This window comes from Proteiniphilum sp. LBM24028 (assembly GCF_056629195.1).
In genome coordinates, this window is sequence record NZ_CM152817.1 from 1,839,896 (window position 1) to 1,861,291 (window position 21,396).

The window sequence follows — 21,396 nt, forward strand, 5'->3', positions numbered from 1 at the left end:
ATAATCATGTACTTTGTGTGTAACTGATTTACATGCTCGTTTCATATGCTGTTTTTAAAATTTTACAGATAAACCAAAACTTATATTTCTTGTTAGTGGCATGGTATCAGAATTGCCTCTGTCTTCCGGATCAAGAGGTAAATCATCATTATACCAAGCATATAGATTATATCCATTGACGAACAAACGCAAACCGGATATGGAAGATCGTCCCAGCAAGTGCGTCGGCAGGTCGTAATAAACTTCCACATTTTTAAGACGGAGATACTTTGAATCTCTAATCCAGAATGAAGAACTCTGTGAATTATTCACATTGGAATACAACCTTGAAATATTTGGCAGTGGGTTTGATTGATCTTCCGCGGTCCAGTAATCCAATTGATGTTCGTAAATTGTTCCGTTTGAGAAGAAGGGATAGGCCACTTTCCCACTCAGATAGGTCGTCACATCCCCAGCTCCCTGAAATAAAATATTGAAACCGATATTTTTATAGGTTAACCCGGCATTAATACCATAAAAAATTCGAGGGACATCGCCATATCCAATTACAACTTGATCATTTCTGTCGATAATACCATCCCCGTTGATATCTTCATAACGAATATCACCCGGTTGCACATCAGAAAAGGTTTGAGTTGGAGAAGCTGCAATCTCTTCATAAGATTCAAATAATCCAATGGCATTGTATCCCCTTCTTATTCCACGTGGGTATCCGGCACTCAGGAGCCATGGGTATTGTTCATCCACCTCTCCGGTCTTGTCAATCATATTCTCGTAGAATGAATATGTTGCACCTAAGTTATAACCGATATCTCCAAAATTTGAATTCCAGGAAAGCGCCATTTCGTATCCGCTGGAATGCATTTTGCCAATATTTTCTTCTATGGTGGCTACAGTTCCCAAAAGTGAAGTCACCTTATTATTCGGCATATACATGTCATCTCTGTCATCATAGAAATAATCGAAAGTAAAGTGTAGGCGATTATTAAATAGTGCAAGACTGGTTCCAGCGTTAAATTGCCTTGCTTTCTCCCAGGTCAGATTAGGGTTTGCAATAATGTCTTCAACATATCCACCCTGGTTTTGCATATTATTTCCGAAATTGTAGATATTATTGGTGGAATTTAATCGTCCCATATAATAAAACTCAGATATACCCTTCTGATTTCCTACAATACCGTAAGAACTTCTTAACTTGAAAAATGAAACATACTCTTGTAATGACTCGAAGAATTCTTCATTTGAAATAGTCCAACCTGCAGCAACAGAAGGGAAAAAGCCAAATCTGTTGTCAGGGGCAAATTTATAAACACCTTGATAGGAGCCAATTAAATCTATTGAATACTTATTGCTGTAATCATAATTCAACCAAGCACCTATTGTTTGATAACGACTGGGAATGGATTTTTGATTTGTAAACTCGTATTGATTATAAAAAGCAAAAGCAGAAATAGCATGATCATCGATCTTTTTGTCATATGACAATTGCAGGTCTAAAGATGTTTTACTTTGACTGTTTTGGTTTGTAACCGAGTTTCTCATACGCTGATCGTTACCGGTGCGACGTAAAACATCAGGATTATTTAAATCTACAAGTTGATAATAAGCATAATCTTTAGTTCTGTTTGTCAATGCAGAAGTATAACTATCCATTGACAAAACAGCGCTGGCCTTTAATCCTTTAGCAATAAAAGGGAGATCCTGAGTTAATTTTACTCTAAAAGATCCGTAGACCTGATTAAACTTTAGTACTCCCTATTCTCTGTACCGATTAAGCGGGGTTTTTAACTAAAATATTGTTCTCGAATTTTTTCACATTATCGTTTTTTTACTTGTAAACCAGCCATTCTTGAAGCAAATGAGTAAGTCAAGCTTTTTGGAAAAAATACAACTCCTTTTGAGTGGAGATTTTTCCCAAAACCCGTCAGGGATTTAGCTTGATGTCTCATTTGGTGCATGTACATTTGTTTACAAGTAAAAAATTATGCACTTAACCGGAACACGCTTTCCGGCGTTCTTCTACCCACACCCTGGTGGGTTTTCTCCTTGTTGTAATGATTCACAAACCATCGGATCCCTTTCCAGAGTGTGGTGCCGTTCTCTGCCGGAAACGGGTAAACATAATCCTGTTTCAATGTCCTCCAGAACCGTTCAATATAGATGTTGTCCGTTGCCCTGCCACGGCCATCCATGCTGATGCTGATTCCAAGTTCATTGAGCCTGTTCACCCACGCCGGGCTGGTAAACTGACTTCCCTGATCCGAGTTGATAATCCCGGGCACACCGTGCTCATCTATTGCCCCGTCAAGGACTTCAATCACGTTCTCTCCATGAAGGCTGTTATGAAGTCCCCATCCAACAATAAAACGACTGTACACGTCTATGATTGCCGTTAGATACATGAAACCCCTGTCCATGGGTATGTACGTGATGTCAATCTCCCAGACCTGGTTCGGATGGTCTACATCAAGATTACGAAGCAGATAGGGATAGATATAGTCGGATAGGCCCAATTTGCTCAAATTTCGCTTTGGATATTGAGCTATTATCTGCGCCTTGCGCATGAGTCGTCTCACTCGCTTGGGATTGACCCGTAAACCCTGTGCCAACAAGTAGTCTTGCATTTGCAGAACTCCGTAAGTGGGATGATCCTGATGGTGTTTATCCATTTTCTTCATAATCTCAAGATTCGCATCACATTCTCCTTTTGCCACATAGTAAAGACCGGATTTGCTGATCCCCAGCAGATCACATTGGCTCTGGAGGCTTATACAATCATCTTTCGATACAAGGCTTCGACGTTCAATTATTCCAAGCCCAACTGTTTCGACTTTTTTTTTAACCAGTCCCGCTGCATCTCCAATTCACCTATCTTGGCGAAGAGCTCCCGTCGCTCCTTTTCAAAGTCAGCTTCACTCTTGGGACCTTGTTTCGAGAAGATTTCTTCTGAACGTTTCAGAAACTCATTTTTCCACGTGCTGATCACTGTGGGGTGAACACCATAACGGGCACTTAACTCAGATAACGTCTCGCGTTCCTTGATCGCTGCCAATGCAACCTCTGCCTTGAAGGCGGCTGAATGTTTTCTTCTTGACTTGTTCATATCACAAATATAAGCATTTAATCTTTGCTTAGTTCGTGGTACAAATTTCGGGGAGTATTATAAACAGAGCATATCCATTTCTGTTCAGCATTGCCCATGGGTTAGATACCAATCCATTACCTGCTGGAAGTTTTTTATTGATACTTTGTATTAAATTTCCATCTTGATCGATATATTCCCCATTATCAAAATAATATGGAGGAAAAGCATTGGCCGGTGTCGTAATCAGTGAATTGTACAGACCATAAGAATCTCCACCAGGACGATTCTGTTTATCATACCATCCATACAAATCCAGGTTCAATAATGTAGTTGGAGTAACATCAACCTGCAGGTTTGATCTTAAATTAAATCTGTTGGTTGTATTATTTGTATTATAGGTGAATTCATTATCCGGAATGAACATCCCGTTTTGCGTTAAAAAACCACCATTAATAAAATATTTGGTTTTATTGGTGCCACCCGTTACATTCAAATTATATTTCTGCACCCAGGAAGATGATTTAAAATAATCGTCCAACCAATTTACATCAGGATAAATTTCATCATTTACTCCATTCCTGTTTCGGTATTGTTCAATATAATACAGAGAATACATATTTGATTCTCCGGAGCCGTCATATTTTAAGGCCTCGTTGTAGTGCCTGGCATACTCGAGTGCACCAAGGGGTTTCAAAAGACCGATTGGTTTTTGATTAATTAATTGCACAGTCAAATCCACAACAGTTTTTCCTTGTCTCCCCTTTTTAGTATTGACAAGAATAATCCCGTTTGCAGCTCTGGTTCCATATAATGCACTTGCCAGTGCATCTTTCAAAACTGTAACGCTCTCTATTTCGTGAGAGGATAAAACGCCAAAATCTCTTTCCTGCCCATCAACCAATACAAGCACCCCTTCTGCATTGGTACGGATTCCCCTGAGCCAGAAATTTGAACTTTCATTGACTGTTCCCCCTGAGGTCTGATAGGAAAAATAACCAGGAACAAGTCCGGATAACAGATTAGTCAAATTGGTTACGGGCAAGTTCTTATAATCATCCATTTTTATTGTAAAAGAAGCACCGTTAAAATTGGCGAAAGGAACATCTTTAAATGGAAGATTCAATGTATCCTTGTCCTGTTGAGCGCTTATTACAAAAGAAGAATTAATTAATAATATCAAAAGCCCGAATAATACTCTTTTTTTTCTCATTATTATCAATGTTTTATTCCAGTATAGAAATATTTCTTTATGAATCTCATTAAATATCAAAGTTGCACGATAATTCACACCTTTTCCTTTATTTTCCCTGCTTACAAAAAGGCACTGATGTGATTATCAATAGTAAATACAAGTTTAAGTGAACATATTTTAAAATATTTATTTAATCATTGTTAGTGGATAGAACAGGGACGAAGGAAGTGAAAATTTCATAAAATAAATGCCAGAAAGATCTCAAAAAATGCCACAATCTATTCAGATCTTAACTTTAGTAAACATTTTCACCAATTATCGTTACAAATTACAAAATACTTTTCCTCTAACTTATCAAATCTGCAACAGGATCAAATTAAAATTCAATATCCATAGCTACACCCTTATCACCCTGTTGCGCCATCCATTTTTCAAGTTCACTCTTCATGACAGAGATCCTGCTAGCATATTCTTTATTGTCCGCAAGATTGTTCATCTCCCAGGGATCATTTTTCAAATCATAAAATTCTACGGCAGGACGTTTCACATATCGCTCCGTTAATTCTTTTGCGACCACACTTGTTTTAGCACTTTCAAGCCAGCTTGCCCATGCCGAACGCTTATTTTTCACATTCATCAGATGTTTCTCAAAATAGTCCACATCCGGAGTAAGATTTATAATTAATTTGTACCTTTTATCCTGAATACTTCTGATTGGATATGCTGTTCCTTCGGGAATATTATTGTGAATACCGTAAGTCCAGTTCCGATGATCGTCATGTTCCCCATACAATACTTTCAGAAAGCTGCGTCCGTCAATATCATCAACAGCTTCGCCTCCACCAAAATCTATTAATGTTGGTAAAATATCCTCATATTGAACGAGTGCATCGCTGGTAGTTTTTGATTTTATCTTATGGGGATAGCGGGCTATAAAGGCACTATTCTGACCATACCGATAACAAGTCCACTTTCCAAACGGGAATTGTGGTCCCTGTTCTCCCAGAAAGATAACAAGTGTATTATCAAGTGTATTGGTTTTTTCAAGAACCTGCAAAACAGCACCAACCTCTTCATCCAACGCTTTAACTTCAGCAAGATAATTCCGGAATAAATTGCGGGTTATTGCATTATCCACAGTATTGGGTGGTAACACAATTTTATCAGCATCTATTTCTTCAGGATTCCCCCATGTCCATGGAGCATGAGGATGAATGCTGCATACAAAAAGACAAAAGGGTTTATTATCACGTTCGATAAACTCTTCAATCCCGTCAGTAGAATAATTTGCCGTACTGGAAACACAATTCACCTCAAAACCAGGTATTTCTTCAAAGTCATAAACTGATTTAGGCGTGGTGTGTTGCTTACCGGTTCTGCCCACTCTGTATCCTATATCTGGTAAATAGTGCGTCACACTTTTGATATTGGAATACGACGTCTTATGATTCTGAAAAGAACCATGTCTGGCAGGATATAGTCCGGTATATAGTGATGCACGTATGGGCACACTCATTGTTGCAGAGGCATAATTATTTCCCAACAAAATACCCTCGTTGGCAAGCCTGTCAATATTTGTAGTTTTAACATTCTTCCCGCCATAGCAACTCAACTCATTTGTAGCCAGGTCATCGGCCATGATTACTACAATATTGGGTTTCTTTTGAATATCATTTTCCGCTTTGGTCACCTCACACGAAAAAGTCAAAGGAACGCCTGGTATTAACAGAGATAAAAATTTTATTGACTTCATTGTACTTTTATTTAAGGGATTATACACCTATTAATTATAAAATTTTAAATTTGCAGATAAGCAATATAAGTTGCCTATCTGCAAATTAAAAATCCAGTTATCTTAAATAGATAATACTAGGCTATCTGCTAATAGCCAAATAATCCATAATCAAATACGGCATTTTGTTCAAAAGGACCACACTCTACCGCAAGAGTATTCTCTCCCTGTCTCAACAACGAGACAAATTCACTTATATTGATATCTTCATAGTGTCTTTTGCCTATTATCTTTTTATCTACCACCAGGCTACCGTTGAGATAAACCTTTACATCACCATAGGCAAGAATATGAAGGTAAATTCCTTCAGGGAGGTCATTCAGAGTAAAATGGCTTAGCGAGTATACCGGTTTCTCTTTGAGCACACTTACAGGACCATTTACTTTTTGAAACTTATTTGCATTTCGGCTCGTTTGCCAGTTATCTTCGGGTTGAACATGAGAAATATAGAGCTGTTGAGCATCAATTTCCGAATCAGCAATAAGTTTCTTCACGTCTCTTGTATCTGTTCCGTACAAAGGATGATGCAATATTCTTAATAGCTCAGGATCTATTTTGATCACTTTTCTGTCGTAAGTTAAAAGTCCGTTTACCTCACCTTCCACGTCTGTAGTCTGAGTATATACGGCGGCTGACAATCCATTATATCTTAATGGATACAGATTATGCATTAATTTTGTATACTCTTTTATCAGATCCGGAGAATTTGTATATGTCCGGTATCCCCAGTTTCGCATGGAAGGATCCCACAAATGATTTTCCACAGGAAGTCCTAATCCTCCGAATTCACCCAGCACAACCACACGACCGGGGTTCTGGGCAGCAGGTTCCATACCGGGACCCGGATATTGATGAGAGTCGATCATATGACCGCATTTTCTGTCTGTCCAGCCGCTAACGCCGTTAATTATTCGTGTTTTATCATATTGCATACTCCAGTCCACAACCCGTTTTGTATCGTATTGTCCCCATCCTTCATTGAAAATTACCCAGGTAACAATACTTGGAAAAAATTTCAACTGGTCGATCATTGTTTTCAATTCGTACTCGAACTGCACGGCAGATTCATGAGGTCGGTTCCAATCGTGCGGGGCATCCCAGTTTACATGTTGCTCCGATCTTTTGGCTGTTTCAAAACCTGAGACCATATCTTGCCAGAGAAGTATTCCAAGAGAATCGGCATAATAATAATAAAGCCATGGCTCTACTTTTATGTGTTTCCTCAACATATTGAAGCCCATATCCTTTAGTACTTCCATATCATAACGCATGGCTTCTGCAGAAGGTGGAGTCAGTAATCCATCAGGCCACCAGCCCTGATCCAGTGTTCCATATTGAAATAATGTCTTATTGTTAAGCTGTATTCTTTGATATCCTTGTTGATCTTTTACAATTGAAACCTTACGCATGGCAAAATATGAATCCACCACATCAAAGATCTTGTTATTTTTCTGTAATGACACCTCTAACCTGTAAAGGTCGGGTGATTCTGGTGTCCACAATTTCGGTTCCGCAATATTTAGTACAATTTCCTCAGAAGCAGAATAATTCTTATTCAACACCAACCGGTCACCGTCAAAAACTTTTACAGAGAGCATCTCACCCCCTTTTGTCCCGATCAGGTCAGTATTTAATATAACCTGGCTTTTATCAATATCCGAGACAGGATATAAAGAATTTATACGGATTTTATTCACAGGTTCAAGCCAAACAGTTTGCCAGATTCCACTAACAGGCGTATACCAGATTCCACGTGGGTCGAGCACCTGTTTTCCTCTTGCCTGACTATCCGTATCTGTAGGATCCCAGACCGATACAACTACTTCCTGTACACCCTTTCCCAGGTATTTTGTAATATCATATGAAAAAGCAGTGGAGCCTCCTTTGTGTATGCCAATTTGCTTTCCATTGACCCATACCGTTGTTTCCCAGTCTACAGCCTGAAAATGCAATAAAATATTTTGTCCGTTCCACTCTTTGGGTAACTCAAAAGTTTTTCTATACCATATCTTCTGATCGGGCTGAAGAATTTTCCCTACGCCGGACAAGGCGGATTCAACTGCAAAAGGAACTAATATTTCCCCCTGGAAATCCTTAGGTCTTGCCGCCTCTTTAGAAACGATAGCATAGTCCCACATACCGTTTAGATTTTTCCACTCACCTCTTTTTAATTGTGGGCGGGGGTATTCGGTCCATGCATTTTCAGGGGTAACCTTTTCTCCCCAGGTTGTCATAATTTTACCTTTTACAGGCTCATAAGACCGGGCCTCAAGATGAGCACTTATACCCAGTACTATTCCTAACAAAATTAGAGTAACTCTTCTATACATTTTAATAATTTATTTTGAATTGTTTAATTTCTTTCAACAATCTATATCGAATTTCACTTTCTTTATTCAGGATTTGTTATCCTGACCCTTCTAATTTTAAAGGGTAGCTGAGGTAAAAAATCTCTGAGTTTCACCACCGCCATTCATTTATATATAATCCATTGTCCTGTACATCACGAATTCTGTTCCGGAAAATGAGGTCTTCCAATACTTCACATACCGTTCCATCGGGCAAAGTATACTTGTATGACAGATGAAAAGTTCTGTTTTCAGCATCGTAGGTACAGTCGCCATTAGAGTGTACTGCAACGGGCGAATCCGGATGTGGCGAAATTGTTACGGCACCACTGCCGTTCGTCGGGACTTGCAGTAAAAAGATAAAATCTTTTGCCGGATCCGCACTATTCTTTTGGTCGTAGCGCACTGCGAAAGAGGTAGGCCCGTATGTCTGTAAAAAGCGAATACTATTTGTTTCAGTAGAAATGTTTTTGTAATTCACCACGTCATCTGTTGTACCATTTTTCCGCTTGGTAACACTCCCTGAGTAGTTGTAATATCCATGCTGTTTGGCAAAGTAGCTGACAGAGATACGAATATGGTTGGTAGCTTCAGGAATTGAATCCACATCGGGAGATGAAATGATTCGGAGTGGTAATATATATTCCCCTGTCAGCGATTTAGGATCTTTCAGAAAGGCAGTCGAGTCAATGATAATAGGCAGGTAACCTTTTAATTTACCTTTGGGTATCACAATTTGCGAAGCATGTCCAAGAGTGTAATATGAAGGGGGCAATACCGATTTATTGCTTGAGGTTACCAGCGAAGGGTCTACTACATATTCCACAATCCGGTCTTTCTTATTGTCGATCATACCAGCAAAAGTAATGCCTGCTTCAATTTGCAAACCTTCCCCTACTACTATGTTCCGGTTATAGTCCTGATAGACGAACAATGCCGAAGTATATGGGTAAATATCTTCTCCATCCTCAAAGCTGCAGGATACCAGAAATAAAATGGCAAAAGTGACAGCAATACCGTAAAGGGCTGAAAAATAAAGATTTTTCATATTTCTCATCTGTTTATATTTATTCAATTTTCAAGTAATTCAAATCGTAAACTTATTCCCATCCCGCATTTTGTACCAGCGAGGCATTGTATAACTCCATGTATGGGATTGGTTGCCAAGGGGACTTGAAATCTCTCTTTTCAAGTAAAATACGTTCATAAGAGAAAGTTCCGTCATTATTTTTTGTTATTTTCGTGCCATATATCTCTACATTGAGGGCATCAGGTTTTCCGTCGGGTATCCAGCGACGCAGATCATAATATCGATGTTCTTCAAAACTCAGATCCAACCGCCTCTCGTTGCGTATATAATCCCGGAACTTATTCTGATCGTTTCCGATAACATTATTTAAATATTGATTGCCAGCCCCATATTTCAGATGTAGTTTCTCGAGTACTGCTTTGGCTGTGAAACCAAATTGATGAGGATCTCCAGTCACTCCCCATGCTTCATTGGCTGCTTCCGCAAAGTTGAGATACAACTCAGGTTTGCCAAGGATAATGCGTGTCCGCTGGGTGGCTGCCGCCGTTGCTCCAGGTATCAGTGATACAGTTTTCGGACGCAATAACTTACGCAGGTAATACGAAGTGCGGGATGTATTTCTCAAGGGACTGTAAGCATCAGTCCCGCTTGTATGGCTTTCTATAGTATAATAATTGCCAGGTCCCATTTTAGAACCATTAAAAGCAACATACAGCGCCAATCTGGGATCTCTGTTGTCATAAGGTTTATTTTCATCATAGACTGAACTTTCTGTGATTGGATAACCATTTTTATCTGGAAAAGCATCTACAAAGTTCTGAGAAGGATTGTTAAGTGCGGCGCCATACATAGATGGAGGATAGTTCTCGTTTTCATATAGTTTGTTTCCGGTCAATACAGCGGCCCGGAAAAATAAATCTCGTCCGTTACTATTCCAGTCCTTATTTTGTAACTGACTAAAATAATATGCATTACCAATATCTTCCGTAGCACTGGAGACAGGTGCATTCACAAGATTCTGAAAACCTCCCTCTACTGATCTGATGGCTTCACCAGCAGCAATAGCAGCATCTTCCCACAGTTTGACATCGTTTACCGGATTAAAAGCAGGGCTGGCTGCATACAGCAATACCCTAGCCTTTAACGCCCGTGCACTGATGCCAGAGGCTCGTCCATTCATACTGGCACCAATTACGCGATCGGTACCTTTGTATTCAACCGGCAGATATTTTATCGCGGTGTCGCAGTCATTGATAATGGCTTTAACGCAATCGGCATATGACGCACGAGGAATTTTCAAATCATCGGTCACTTCCAACACACGGTCACCTACAAGAGGAATACCAAGTATCTCGTTATTCGCGGTTGTTCCTCCGAAATTTCTCAATAATTCAGAATAATAATAGGCACGCAGAAAAAAAGTTTCCCCATAGAGTCTCCAATATTCCCGTACATTGTCAATACTATCTTGTCTGGTAGCAATTTTGTAGAAGCGCACAGGCGTGGGGATAGCAGCTTCAGGATTAAACTCCATTTTTGAAAGGAATTGGTTCAAACGACGGATCTGTCTATAACCATCCACCCAATTATTTAATGGATTACGATCAGGGCTTAGAGCACCTGTCGCGCAGAGATAGTAATCACCGGAAAGATTACGGGACACTGAATTGTCGGTCATATTGTCCATTGCAATATCATAACTGTCCGTCAACGCATCATAAGCGTCCATCAGCGGTCCGCAAAAATAGGCGGCATTAGCAAACACAGCGTCTTCACTCATCGTATTGTCTGTCTGAGGTTCCAAAAAGTCGGAACAGGAATACAAACAGATCATCATTGCCGATAAAACTGATAAATATCTATTTTTCATCATTCTGCTTTTAAAAGATTAAAAAGATACGGATACTCCTCCGGTTATTGTTTTTCCCAGGGGAAAATTTCCTACTCCAGCGTCCAGGTTTTCAGGGTCAAGATCTTTTATTCTCGAGATGGTAAAAAGGTTGGTACCTCTGACAAACACTTTCACCTTCCCGATATTGATTCTTTCCGTAAGCATGTAAGGCAGGGTATAACCCAATTCCACATTTCTCAATTTGAAGTAACTTCCATCCACTACCCAATAGTCAGAGGTAATAAAATTATTGTTCCTGTATTCAGGACTAAGTACCGGGTGGGGATTTCCGTTAGGTAATCCGTCAATCAACACATTGGAGTATTTTCGATCACCATAAATTTGATAATATTTATTGTCCAATATACGATCGAAACCACTCAAGCCGTACCCTAACACATCTAGATTGAAGCCTTTATATTCAACACCGAAAGTAATACCATATTCCATAGATGGCGTAGTATTTCCAATCACTTCTCGGTCACCGCTATTCACCGTGCCATCTTTATTTGTGTCAACATATTTGAGGTCTCCGACATTCACACGACCAAAACTCTGTCTTGGCGAATTACTAATATCCGAGGGATCTGTGAAAACTCCAGAATACCGATATCCAAGCACATCTCCCACTCTCTTGATTTTACGCAATCCCTTCAATTCTTCAGGATAATCGGGTTCGGCTTCGATTAGTATTTCGCTTGTTCCATAAGTGAGATTGGCGCCGGCAGAAAATTTTAAATCTCCCACTCTTCTTTCATACATCGCTTCGGCCTCCCATCCCGTACTTTTATATTTCTTAAAATTTTGCATCATCAGTACGGCGTTTTTTCCGCTAACACCCGGCGTCATGTCGGAAAGATTTGACAATACGCCATCGAGCGTTTTTGCAAAATAACCCACAGATGCCCTGACTGAACGAAATAACAGAAAATCAATACCGGCGTTCAGTTCATATGTTTTTTGAAAACCTACATTTGGATTACCTGTTTGGATTTCTCTGGCAATATTATTGAAGCCAGATACTCCATTATATGATCCTCCTGGTTCCCACAAATCGCGGTAAAGATAGGTGGAAAACAAACCATCAGAGTTATAAGAGGTAGAGCCCAAAATACCATAGGAAGTCCTTAATTTCAAATAATCCAGCCAGGTTATTTCACGCATAAACGGTTCTTCACTCATAATCCAACCAGCTCCGAAGGTTGGGAAAATACCAAATCGTTTTGATGGAGCAAACGAAGCAACGCCCACACGGTTTAAACTGACTTCGGCTGTATACCGATCATTGTACATATAGTTCACCATTCCACCCAAATTCAACCGTTTCAGATCCTGGGCCTGCGTATTGTATTCTTTCCGTTGCTGGAAATACACCAAATGCGAATTGATGTCATGTTTTCCGAATATCCTGTTGTAAGTAGCCACCACATTGAAAGCATAGTTTCGGTTCGTGTTAGCGCCACTCCGCGACATGCTTGTAGCCCGTGTTTCCTGCCCCCAGGAGGTATAGGATACCGGATAATCAGAATTTCCGGTCGCCAGCGGCTCCCATACCACATACGTTGCGTCCTGTGTGGATGTGAAGTAATTATACATGTCAAATGTAAACATGGGTTTTATAGACAATCCTTGTATCCATTTATTCAGATCGATGTTCAACATGAAATCGCTTTGGATATAAGAATATTCACGTTCAGCATAACCACCATTCATTAATGCTCCGTAGGGATTGTTGCGATTAATGGAGGTGCCGCCCAGCACATATTCTTTTTCAGGTTGTCCAATATTTTCACCCGGAATAAAAATGGGAAATTCATTCGGACGTGTATCGGACAGCATATTAAAAAATCTCTGGGTAGACAGATTGGGCCATGATTTATTTTGTAAGGCAGCATTAAATCCGGCAGAGAAAGTGATAAAATTCAAAATCTCATTATCCACGTTGCCTCTGATGGTGAACACCCTGTCGCGGTTAGGATAATTGGTATATTTTTCCAGGCCGCCATTGGTCTGGTAACCTACATGTGTAAAAAATCTCGTTTTTTCATTTCCTCCTGAATACTGCATGTTGGCACGAGTAATGGTCATTTGTCGGTTGAGGAACATGTCATAAAAATCAATGTTGGGATAAAGAATCGCATCCTCGCCAGTTCTGTATTTTTCTATGTCATGAAACAGAGGATCCATTCCGTTAGCCACTGCTGCAGCATTGTACATGGTTGCATAGTCGTACGCATCAAGATATTTAGGCAGACGGGACGGTTGTTGAATACCAGATTGAACATTAACGCGAGCGCTGTTCTCAAAGGCTTTTCCCCGGCGTGTGCGAATCATGAGTATACCACTGGCATCTATACCTCCATAAAGTGATTTCAGCGAGGCATCTTTCAACAGCTCTACACTTTCAATTGTCTCAGGTTCAATATAGTCCAATGAACGTTCTACCCCATCCACCATGACTAACAGATCACCTTGTTGACTTCTGAGCCATGTGTTGGCATTCGTAAAACCTGGTACCAACGTGTTGTCCATAGTGAATAAACCGTTGAGTCTCCCGCCGAGTGAATTAAGAAGAAACATGGTAGGGTTTTTTTCCAAATCGCTACCATCTACTTTTGACCATGAACCCACGGTGCGACGCTCCGTTGTCTTTCCAAAGAGAGTATAAAGGGTATTTTCTTCTCCGTTGAAATCTAACTCCTTTCTGAGAGTGACTTTACTGGCCTTATCAACGGAGCGAATCTCTGTTGCGTAACCTTTGGCCGACACTTTCAACATGTCGTCAGAAGGCAATTGCAAAGTGATCCGTCCGTTTTTTCCGGTTGTGTATATATTCCGTTTTTTTGAGGACGAGACAACAGCAAACGGTATGGCGTTACCTGATTCGTCAATGACTTCTATCTCTACTGTTGCGTAAGAATTACTTTTTTGTGCAACAGCAGGTATTGATCCCAACGTAATAAGAAAGAGGAGAATTAACAATATTTTTGATTCATTCATTTTCTATCAATTTTAGATATTATACTCATGTTACCAACCAGGGTTCTGTTTAAAGTTTGGTCCGATACGGGTATCGTCGAGTTTAATAACAAACAGGTTGTGTCGGTTTTCATAAATCCGTCTCATATACAATTGTTTTTCGAATTTGAATCCCGTGGGATAGAGAGTTGTACTGTAACCGGGTGCCAATTTGGTAATTTTCATCATCCAAATGTCCCTATTTTCAGGTTGCGTTCCGATAAGCCAACGTCTCAGATCGAAAAGCCGATGCTCTTCAAAGCAAAATTCTACACGACGCTCATTGCGAACCCTTGTCCTGAAATCATTCTGATTCAAGAATTTTGCATTCACATCGGGCATTTTGGCCCGGGAACGCACCACGTTGACCGCTCCTGCAGCAGAATATCGGCTTTGCCCGTGTATTGAGCCTGGACTGCCCCAGGCTTCGTTGGCAGCTTCTGCAAAGTTCAGGTATACCTCAGCTAACCGTATATAGGACCACACCTGCGGCAATACTGCATTCCATGTCTTACCCATCCATTTCCGGGCGTAGTATCCGGTCTGGGTATAACCCATATCGGGAATCCCTTGAGCAGTAATTTTACAGTCGGTACTACCTGTTATGCCCTTTCCTTCTTCTTCCTGCCATATCTTTAATGTTCGGTTCATTACGCTGGCGTTGTTGTACAGGATATTGAAATAAAAACGCGGATCACGACCGACATAAGGATTCTGTTCCAAATGTCCTGATGCAGGATCACTGATGGGCAAACCAGTAGATTGCATTTCGAAACAGTCTACCAGTTGCTGACTGGCGGCTACACCGTATTTTCCCGACAAAGTTCCGGGAGGACGAACAGTGTTAGTATAGGCATCGGAACCCCAGTTTATTTGTGCCCTCCGTCCCAAAAGAATTTCGGTAAGATATTTAGTGGGATCATTGTCTTTGAAGAGGTAATGATAACCATCATCACCATTTAGGGATGCACCCCATTCCACCAACGAGTACCCTGCATCTTCAGCCGCCTTAAGTGCTTCATCAGAAGCGATAGCTGCTTCTTCCCAAAGGTTTTTACCATTACCGTTTTCAGTTCGGGCCTGGTCACTGGCCGCATAAAGAAGAATACGTGACTTGAGAGATAGTGCGGCTATGCGCGTAGGATGTTGGAATTCTGTTTCGGGAATGACATTTTTTAAAAACATAGCCGCTGAATCACAATCCTTTGCTGCCAAAATATAGGTTTCTTGCATGGAAGGTCGTGGCAGGTCCATATTGGCGGAAGCATCGAGGGGTTCAAAGAGATAAGGCATCCCACCCCAACGGCGCGTCAAATCCATATAGGCCAAAGCGCGATAGAAATAACACATTCCAAGTATTTTATTTCTGCTCGTCTCACTCCCCGGATAATGGCTGATATTCCGAATACCGGTGTTGGCCACACGGATGTGTTTCCACATCTGTTCCCACGTAGCATTGTTAGCCATGGGTGCATCACCGTTATTACGCAGAGAATAATAATTGCCCTGTTGTGCCTGTACTGAAGGTACACCCGAAAAAGTGGGTGTCGATATTGAATTATCGGTAATATCGTCCCAACTACCAAAAGGCTTTACTCCGTTCTGCAAGTGGAGAAAAAACGGGTTAACGACCAAATACTCACAATAGTTCAGATAGTTAGTAGAATCCTTAAACACCTTGTCAAAATCGTACCCGTCAGCCTCGGGCATCTTATCAAGATAGTTGCTCTCGCATGCCGTGATGATTAACATCAATACAGCAAGCATCTTCGTATATTGTCCTTTCATAAAATTTTCTCAATTTATATTTGATTAGAAAGAAATTTGTAATCCCAATGAAAATCTCCTCAGGAGAGGATAATATCCGTACACAAGCCGTCCATTGCTTCCATCGCTTCCCTCCGGATCTGCCAACGGATAATTGGGAGCCCATGTGAAAATATTGTTTCCGCGTAGATAAACAGACAGTTTATCAAGACTCATTTCACTTACCCATTTTTTCGGCACAGTATATGTCAAACCTATTGATTTTAGACGGATGTAGGAAGCGTCAAATATATTGGTACTTCTGGTCGCTCCGTCACTTATATTATTGTGTGTTCGATTGGCATCGAAATGATAGGCAGGAAAAAAGGCGTCCCGATTGCCAGGAGACCAAACATCGGTCTGGTATTCAAAAACGTGATTGGTTAGCCTATGAAGTGGCCATGAGTACGCATCTACCACTACCTTACTGAAATGGCTGACACCCTGGAGAAGAAAATCGAAATCGAAGTTATGAAAACTGAAACCACCGCCCAAACTATAATTGTATAACGGATAGTTGGTAGAGTAACCCAATGCCACTCTGTCATTTTCGTCAATAACTCCATCACCGTTGAAATCTACCCACTGAGAATCACCCAATCCCATTAATCCTCCACCGAAGCGGGCACTGTTCATTTGTTCATTCACATTTTGTATCATGCCGGTGGAAACGTATCCAAATTCCGTAAAAATACGATGTCCGGCCTGTTTTTGGTAGCTTGGCTTGTAGATAGGTTCGTCACGTGAAATTATGCGGTTGTCACTGAAACTCACAGATGGTTTCACCCAATAGAAGAAATCACCCGTAGTACGCTGATATTTCAATTCTACCTCATACCCATGAGTTTTGGTTTGACCAAGGTTCTGTTGTTTCATTCCCACACCAAACCAAGCCGGCACCGACTGTCTGTCCAACAATATCTGGTCACGGTTTTCCTTAAAAAAATCGACAGTAAGGACAAACATATTGTTTTTCAAAAAAGACATTTCCATGCCAATATCCTGTTTGACTGCTCTTTCCCACTTTGCGTTAATATTGGCTGCATTTTCCTCAATAATTGGAGTATTGTACGCATTGTTGGTATTCAGACCAGGCCAGTATTTATCATTGCCGTAAACGGATTTTTGATTGACGTAAGAGGAAGTATACAGCCAGCGATTGGAAGAAGCGTCGCTACCTACTTCGCCATACGAAGCTCTTATTTTGAATCTGTTCATCACCGGTTTGAAAAAAGTGAAAAAATCCTCATTGTGTAGATTCCATCCCAAGGCATAGGATGGAAAGAGACCATAACGGTTTTCGGGTGCGAACTGTTCCGAGCCATTATAGGCAAGGTTTACCTCCATCAGATAACGGGAGGCATAGTCGTAAGTAACACGGCCAATAAGGCCTTCTTCGAAACGGGGATACTCCACATTGCCCTGTCTTTTTCGGCGCTGTCCCAACACCAGTCCAGTCACGGAATGTTTGTCGAAAGTGCGCGCATAGTCGACCGACGCCTCAAAGTACCAACTTCTGAAGGGGGTACCATTGACTGATTCTCCCAAATAATTGACTGGCGTAGCGGCCTCTTCCGAATCAATCGTGCCTCCACGACCCTTGTAGCGTGTCCACGTGGCATCGGTGTTCAGATACCAGGTAATCGCATCATACGACCATTCCCTAACATATGCCATGTTATGTGTATAAGCTACTTTTGCATTTGCCGAAAGTCCTTTTGTAAGGAAGTCCAACTTCTGTTTCAGGTGAATCGTAGCATTCAGGTCTGTTTGTTTCACGGTACGTTGTCCGCTGTAATTATTGGCTACCATTGGGTTCTCGGAATTAGGGAAACCTGTTCCGGCTATTCTGTAACCCACTTCATCAGGACGGGCAAAATCGGGATATTGTTCTAAAACTTCAGCTGGATATTCGGCAGGTGACACCATTGGGCCCAACATATAAATGGGTCTGTACAAACGTTGAGCACTTGTTTCATAGGGACTGTTCCTAACGCCTATAAAGCCTCCTGCATCTAACGAAAGAACTGTAGATTTTGTCAGATCCGTATCAATATTGAAACGATAGTTATATCGGTTAAATCTCCATGTCGGATCATAAGTTGGCTGTTTTTTTGTCTTGATAATATCGTCATCATATAAATAACTTATTGATGCGAAGACTCTTGCAAAATCGGTACCACCCGTGATATTTACGTTATATTTATTGGAAAACCCAACATCTTTAAGCATCAATTCCTGCCAGTTGGTATTTGGATAAATATACGGCATATCCTGTGTACGGTAATGCTCGGTTATTTCGTTGGAAAGCAGATTTCCCCAATTGTTGTCGTTTTTATAGGCTTCGTTCATTACCAATGCAGTTGCATAACTACTCAACGGCGCAATGACATTGATCGGCTGTTTTGCAATTACTTCAGCGCTTGCACTCACTTTGACATCTCCCTTTGTACCTCGCTTGGTAGTAATGAGGATTACTCCGTTTGCACCTCTCACTCCGAAGACCGCCGTGGCTGAGGCATCTTTTAATACCGAAAGGGTCTCAATTTCATTTGGATCAATATTATTGAAATCCCTTTCAACACCATCGACCAACACCAAAGGGTCACTCTGTACCCAGGAGGATATGCCCCGAATGTATATTTTCCCGGCTTCCGCTCCGGGCTGACCCGAATTTTGCACGATACTGACACCCGGAACCTGCCCTGCCAGCGCATTGGTAACATTCGAAGAAGTCATCTTCAACATATCGTCGCCTTTCACCTGCGAGATCGCAGCTACCGCACTTTCCTTCGTTTGAATACCATACCCCACCACAACTACTTCTTCCAGTAAATTTTCATTTTCAGACATTACCACATCAACAACTTTTCTGTTGCCGACAGCAATTTCCTGTGTTACAAATCCTATATAGGAAAATACCAGCGTTGAATTTGGAGGTATATTACTCAGAGAAAAACCGCCATTGATATCCGTCACCGTACCGGCCGAAATTCCCTTGATTTGGATAGTAACCCCGATAAGAGGTTCTCCTTTATCGTCTCTCACAGTTCCGCTCACAGCAATACTCTGAGCAAAAATTCCAATGGAAAATACCCATAGACAAACGGGTAATAATCCTTTCCAAAATTTAAATAAAATTTTACTTTTCATTCTTAAGTATACATTTAAAGGACATTGCGGTTGATTTTTTTAAAAAAAGTCGTTCATTTTTCTCTTCTTTCAATATACTTACCAACATCCTTCATTTTTTTCAATTGTGTTTTTAATTCTCCGTTTGTTGACAAGAATATCATAATTTTCATATTTAAGACTATTTCTATTATTTTTAATTGTTTGTTAAATTTATAATGATCATTGGTTTTTTCAGGAATACAAATAAAATCAAAAACTATAATGCGATTAATTCAAAAATAAAACTGATCCATGATTATTATACGTAGTTTTTCTTAATAATAATTAGTTCAAAGTAATTGAATTTAGTCCGCAAGAAATACTATTTTCATCTCAAAATATAATAAAAATTTATCAAATTATTTTCATATTCACTTATCTATTCGTCTTCCAATTTTAAAGAGTCTCCAAGCAATAATATTCCAACTTATTATACCAAATAAGACATTTCATTTATGAATCCGACATATCTATCTAAGCCATTATTTCCACTTAATCAGAAATAATAGGAAACAGATACAAATATGGTCATACAATTTACCTTACAGGTGGTCTTTTGGCTTCCGGATGTCTTGCAAGGATCTTTTTAAGTTGTTCAACAATTTTGGGTTGGGTGTTGGCAATATTTTTTGTTTCGAGCGGATCCACGTCATAATCATACAACTCATACACTACATCGGCATTATCATTCCAGTTTTTCCACTCTACCAACCTGTATCTTTCTGTTCGGATAGCTCGTCCGATATATCCTCCATGGGGGTAGGTGTGATATGCATGGTCCCTGATTTTTTTGTCGGGATCTTTCAAAACAGGCAATAAACTTATTCCATCGATAGGTTGAGAAACTGCTGGTTCACCAAGCCCTGCCAGTGCTGTCAGAGTGGGATAAATATCTACCGTCTCTGTCAATTGACCGGTAGAGCTGCCCGGTTTACCAATTCCCGGTGCAACAACGATAAGAGGTATGGTGTTGGCTTGTTCATAGTTCGTATGTTTCGTCCAGTATCCATGATCTCCCAAATGCCATCCATGATCTCCCCAAAGGACAATGATTGTGTTTTCAAACATATCCAATCGTTTCAGTTCATCAATTACTCTTCCCAACTGAGCATCCATGTAGCTCATTGAGGCATAATAACCATGAATGAGTTTACGGGTCAATGAATCGGGGAAAACATACTGTCCTGCCGGTATAGGTTTGAATTGATCTATTTCTCCTCCTCTCTTAATAGCCATCTTTGGTGCATTTTCGGGATCTTTTTCATACTGAGGCATAGGAAGGTTATCCGGATTGTACATATCCCAATATTTTTTTGGAGCACAAAATGGAAGATGCGGCCTTGCAAATCCCAAAGCCATAAAAAAGGGCTGATTCGGATTCTTATTCAGTTCCCGTAATCTGTCGATCGCATGCGTAGCGATTCTTCCATCACCATATGCCTCGTCGAGGACATCGGGTGATTCCCATGCTGCACCCCGGGGTAACTCTCTGTTAGGTGGCAGCTGGGGAACATGCATTCGGGTATTTTCAAAAAAAGCTTCCTCACGGGTTAACTCACGACCGGTACTTTCAGGCAAAAGGTATTCCACAATTTTTTCTGCATGATGGGGAATACTCCATGAAGCCTTATCATTTGTATTGCCGTGTCCCACATGAAAAACCTTACCGATGGCTTCTGTGTGATAGCCTGCATTCATAAAAAACTGCGGCAAAGTTGTTGCGTCAGGATACACATCCCGAAATTCAAATCCAAAGTTATATAATCCTGAAGTAGTGGAACGTACACCGGTCAATAGATTGTAACGTGAAGCGACACTCACAGCCTGATTACAATAGGCTCTACTAAATCTGACTCCTTCATCGGCCAATCTGTCAATATTCGGACTTATGGCAACATTGTCTCCATAACATCCCAGATTAGGTTTTAAATCGTCAACTAAAATCATCAGGATATTTTTCGGCTTTTCCTGACTGTTCTGTTGTGCCTTTAGCATGCCTGAACTTATTCCTACCCCACTGATGAGGAATGCAACATTGATTCGTTTTAAATAATTCATTA

At 40.6% G+C, this 21,396-nt stretch carries 12 protein-coding genes; all 12 read right to left on the reverse strand.

Annotated features, from left to right (window positions below; all coding sequences use genetic code 11):
- Nucleotides 1–54 precede the first annotated feature (54 nt).
- The 12 genes from AC1HCU_RS07205 to AC1HCU_RS07260 all read right to left on the reverse strand — a co-directional run bounded on the left by AC1HCU_RS07205 (nt 55) and on the right by AC1HCU_RS07260 (nt 21,394).
- Nucleotides 55–1,689, reverse strand: a complete 1,635-nt coding sequence (locus AC1HCU_RS07205) for a SusC/RagA family TonB-linked outer membrane protein (RefSeq protein ID WP_480371112.1) — start codon at nt 1,687–1,689, stop codon at nt 55–57.
- A 293-nt stretch (nt 1,690–1,982) separates the two neighbouring features.
- Nucleotides 1,983–2,864, reverse strand: coding sequence for an IS3 family transposase (locus tag AC1HCU_RS07210; RefSeq protein WP_139224143.1), 882 nt, complete (start codon nt 2,862–2,864; stop codon nt 1,983–1,985).
- The gene (locus AC1HCU_RS07215; protein ID WP_286880050.1) at nt 2,807–3,103 is read right to left on the reverse strand and encodes a transposase; all 297 of its coding nucleotides are present in this window, start codon (nt 3,101–3,103) and stop codon (nt 2,807–2,809) included. The genes AC1HCU_RS07210 and AC1HCU_RS07215 overlap by 58 nt, the downstream gene beginning before the upstream one ends.
- Nucleotides 3,104–3,131: 28 nt before the next feature.
- Nucleotides 3,132–4,295 (reverse strand): TonB-dependent receptor plug domain-containing protein, encoded by a 1,164-nt coding sequence (locus AC1HCU_RS07220; RefSeq protein WP_480370867.1) that lies wholly within the window; start codon nt 4,293–4,295, stop codon nt 3,132–3,134.
- Nucleotides 4,296–4,653: 358 nt separating this feature from the next.
- On the reverse strand, nt 4,654–6,030 hold the full coding sequence (locus tag AC1HCU_RS07225) for a sulfatase family protein (RefSeq protein WP_480370870.1): 1,377 nt from the start codon (nt 6,028–6,030) through the stop codon (nt 4,654–4,656).
- A 128-nt stretch (nt 6,031–6,158) separates the two neighbouring features.
- Nucleotides 6,159–8,303 (reverse strand): glycoside hydrolase family 2 protein, encoded by a 2,145-nt coding sequence (locus AC1HCU_RS07230; protein WP_480370873.1) that lies wholly within the window; start codon nt 8,301–8,303, stop codon nt 6,159–6,161.
- A 226-nt stretch (nt 8,304–8,529) separates the two neighbouring features.
- The gene (locus tag AC1HCU_RS07235; protein ID WP_286860858.1) at nt 8,530–9,465 is read right to left on the reverse strand and encodes a BT_3987 domain-containing protein; all 936 of its coding nucleotides are present in this window, start codon (nt 9,463–9,465) and stop codon (nt 8,530–8,532) included.
- A gap of 52 nt (nt 9,466–9,517) precedes the next feature.
- Nucleotides 9,518–11,320 carry a RagB/SusD family nutrient uptake outer membrane protein gene (locus AC1HCU_RS07240; protein WP_480370876.1) on the reverse strand — a complete coding sequence of 601 codons (1,803 nt, stop codon included), beginning with the start codon at nt 11,318–11,320 and terminating at the stop codon, nt 9,518–9,520.
- Between the two features lie 15 nt (nt 11,321–11,335).
- Nucleotides 11,336–14,338, reverse strand: a complete 3,003-nt coding sequence (locus tag AC1HCU_RS07245; RefSeq protein WP_480370879.1) for a SusC/RagA family TonB-linked outer membrane protein — start codon at nt 14,336–14,338, stop codon at nt 11,336–11,338.
- Between the two features lie 30 nt (nt 14,339–14,368).
- The gene (locus AC1HCU_RS07250) at nt 14,369–16,144 is read right to left on the reverse strand and encodes a RagB/SusD family nutrient uptake outer membrane protein (RefSeq protein ID WP_286860866.1); all 1,776 of its coding nucleotides are present in this window, start codon (nt 16,142–16,144) and stop codon (nt 14,369–14,371) included.
- A 24-nt stretch (nt 16,145–16,168) separates the two neighbouring features.
- The gene (locus AC1HCU_RS07255; RefSeq protein ID WP_286860869.1) at nt 16,169–19,315 is read right to left on the reverse strand and encodes a SusC/RagA family TonB-linked outer membrane protein; all 3,147 of its coding nucleotides are present in this window, start codon (nt 19,313–19,315) and stop codon (nt 16,169–16,171) included.
- Nucleotides 19,316–19,873: 558 nt separating this feature from the next.
- Nucleotides 19,874–21,394, reverse strand: a complete 1,521-nt coding sequence (locus AC1HCU_RS07260) for a sulfatase (protein WP_480370884.1) — start codon at nt 21,392–21,394, stop codon at nt 19,874–19,876.
- Between the last annotated feature and the right edge of the window lie 2 nt (nt 21,395–21,396).

Excerpts from the sequence above, each read along its gene's own strand:
- AC1HCU_RS07215 (WP_286880050.1), bottom strand. The coding sequence starts at position 3,103 with ATGAACAAGTCAAGAAGAAAACATTCAGCCGCCTTCAAGGCAGAGGTT.
- AC1HCU_RS07220 (WP_480370867.1), bottom strand. The coding sequence starts at position 4,295 with ATGAGAAAAAAAAGAGTATTATTCGGGCTTTTGATATTATTAATTAAT.
- AC1HCU_RS07225 (WP_480370870.1), bottom strand. The coding sequence starts at position 6,030 with ATGAAGTCAATAAAATTTTTATCTCTGTTAATACCAGGCGTTCCTTTG.
- AC1HCU_RS07230 (WP_480370873.1), bottom strand. The coding sequence starts at position 8,303 with ATGACAACCTGGGGAGAAAAGGTTACCCCTGAAAATGCATGGACCGAA.
- AC1HCU_RS07235 (WP_286860858.1), bottom strand. The coding sequence starts at position 9,465 with ATGAAAAATCTTTATTTTTCAGCCCTTTACGGTATTGCTGTCACTTTT.
- AC1HCU_RS07240 (WP_480370876.1), bottom strand. The coding sequence starts at position 11,320 with ATGATGAAAAATAGATATTTATCAGTTTTATCGGCAATGATGATCTGT.
- AC1HCU_RS07245 (WP_480370879.1), bottom strand. The coding sequence starts at position 14,338 with ATGAATGAATCAAAAATATTGTTAATTCTCCTCTTTCTTATTACGTTG.
- AC1HCU_RS07250 (WP_286860866.1), bottom strand. The coding sequence starts at position 16,144 with ATGAAAGGACAATATACGAAGATGCTTGCTGTATTGATGTTAATCATC.
- AC1HCU_RS07255 (WP_286860869.1), bottom strand. The coding sequence starts at position 19,315 with ATGAAAAGTAAAATTTTATTTAAATTTTGGAAAGGATTATTACCCGTT.
- AC1HCU_RS07260 (WP_480370884.1), bottom strand. The coding sequence starts at position 21,394 with ATGAATTATTTAAAACGAATCAATGTTGCATTCCTCATCAGTGGGGTA.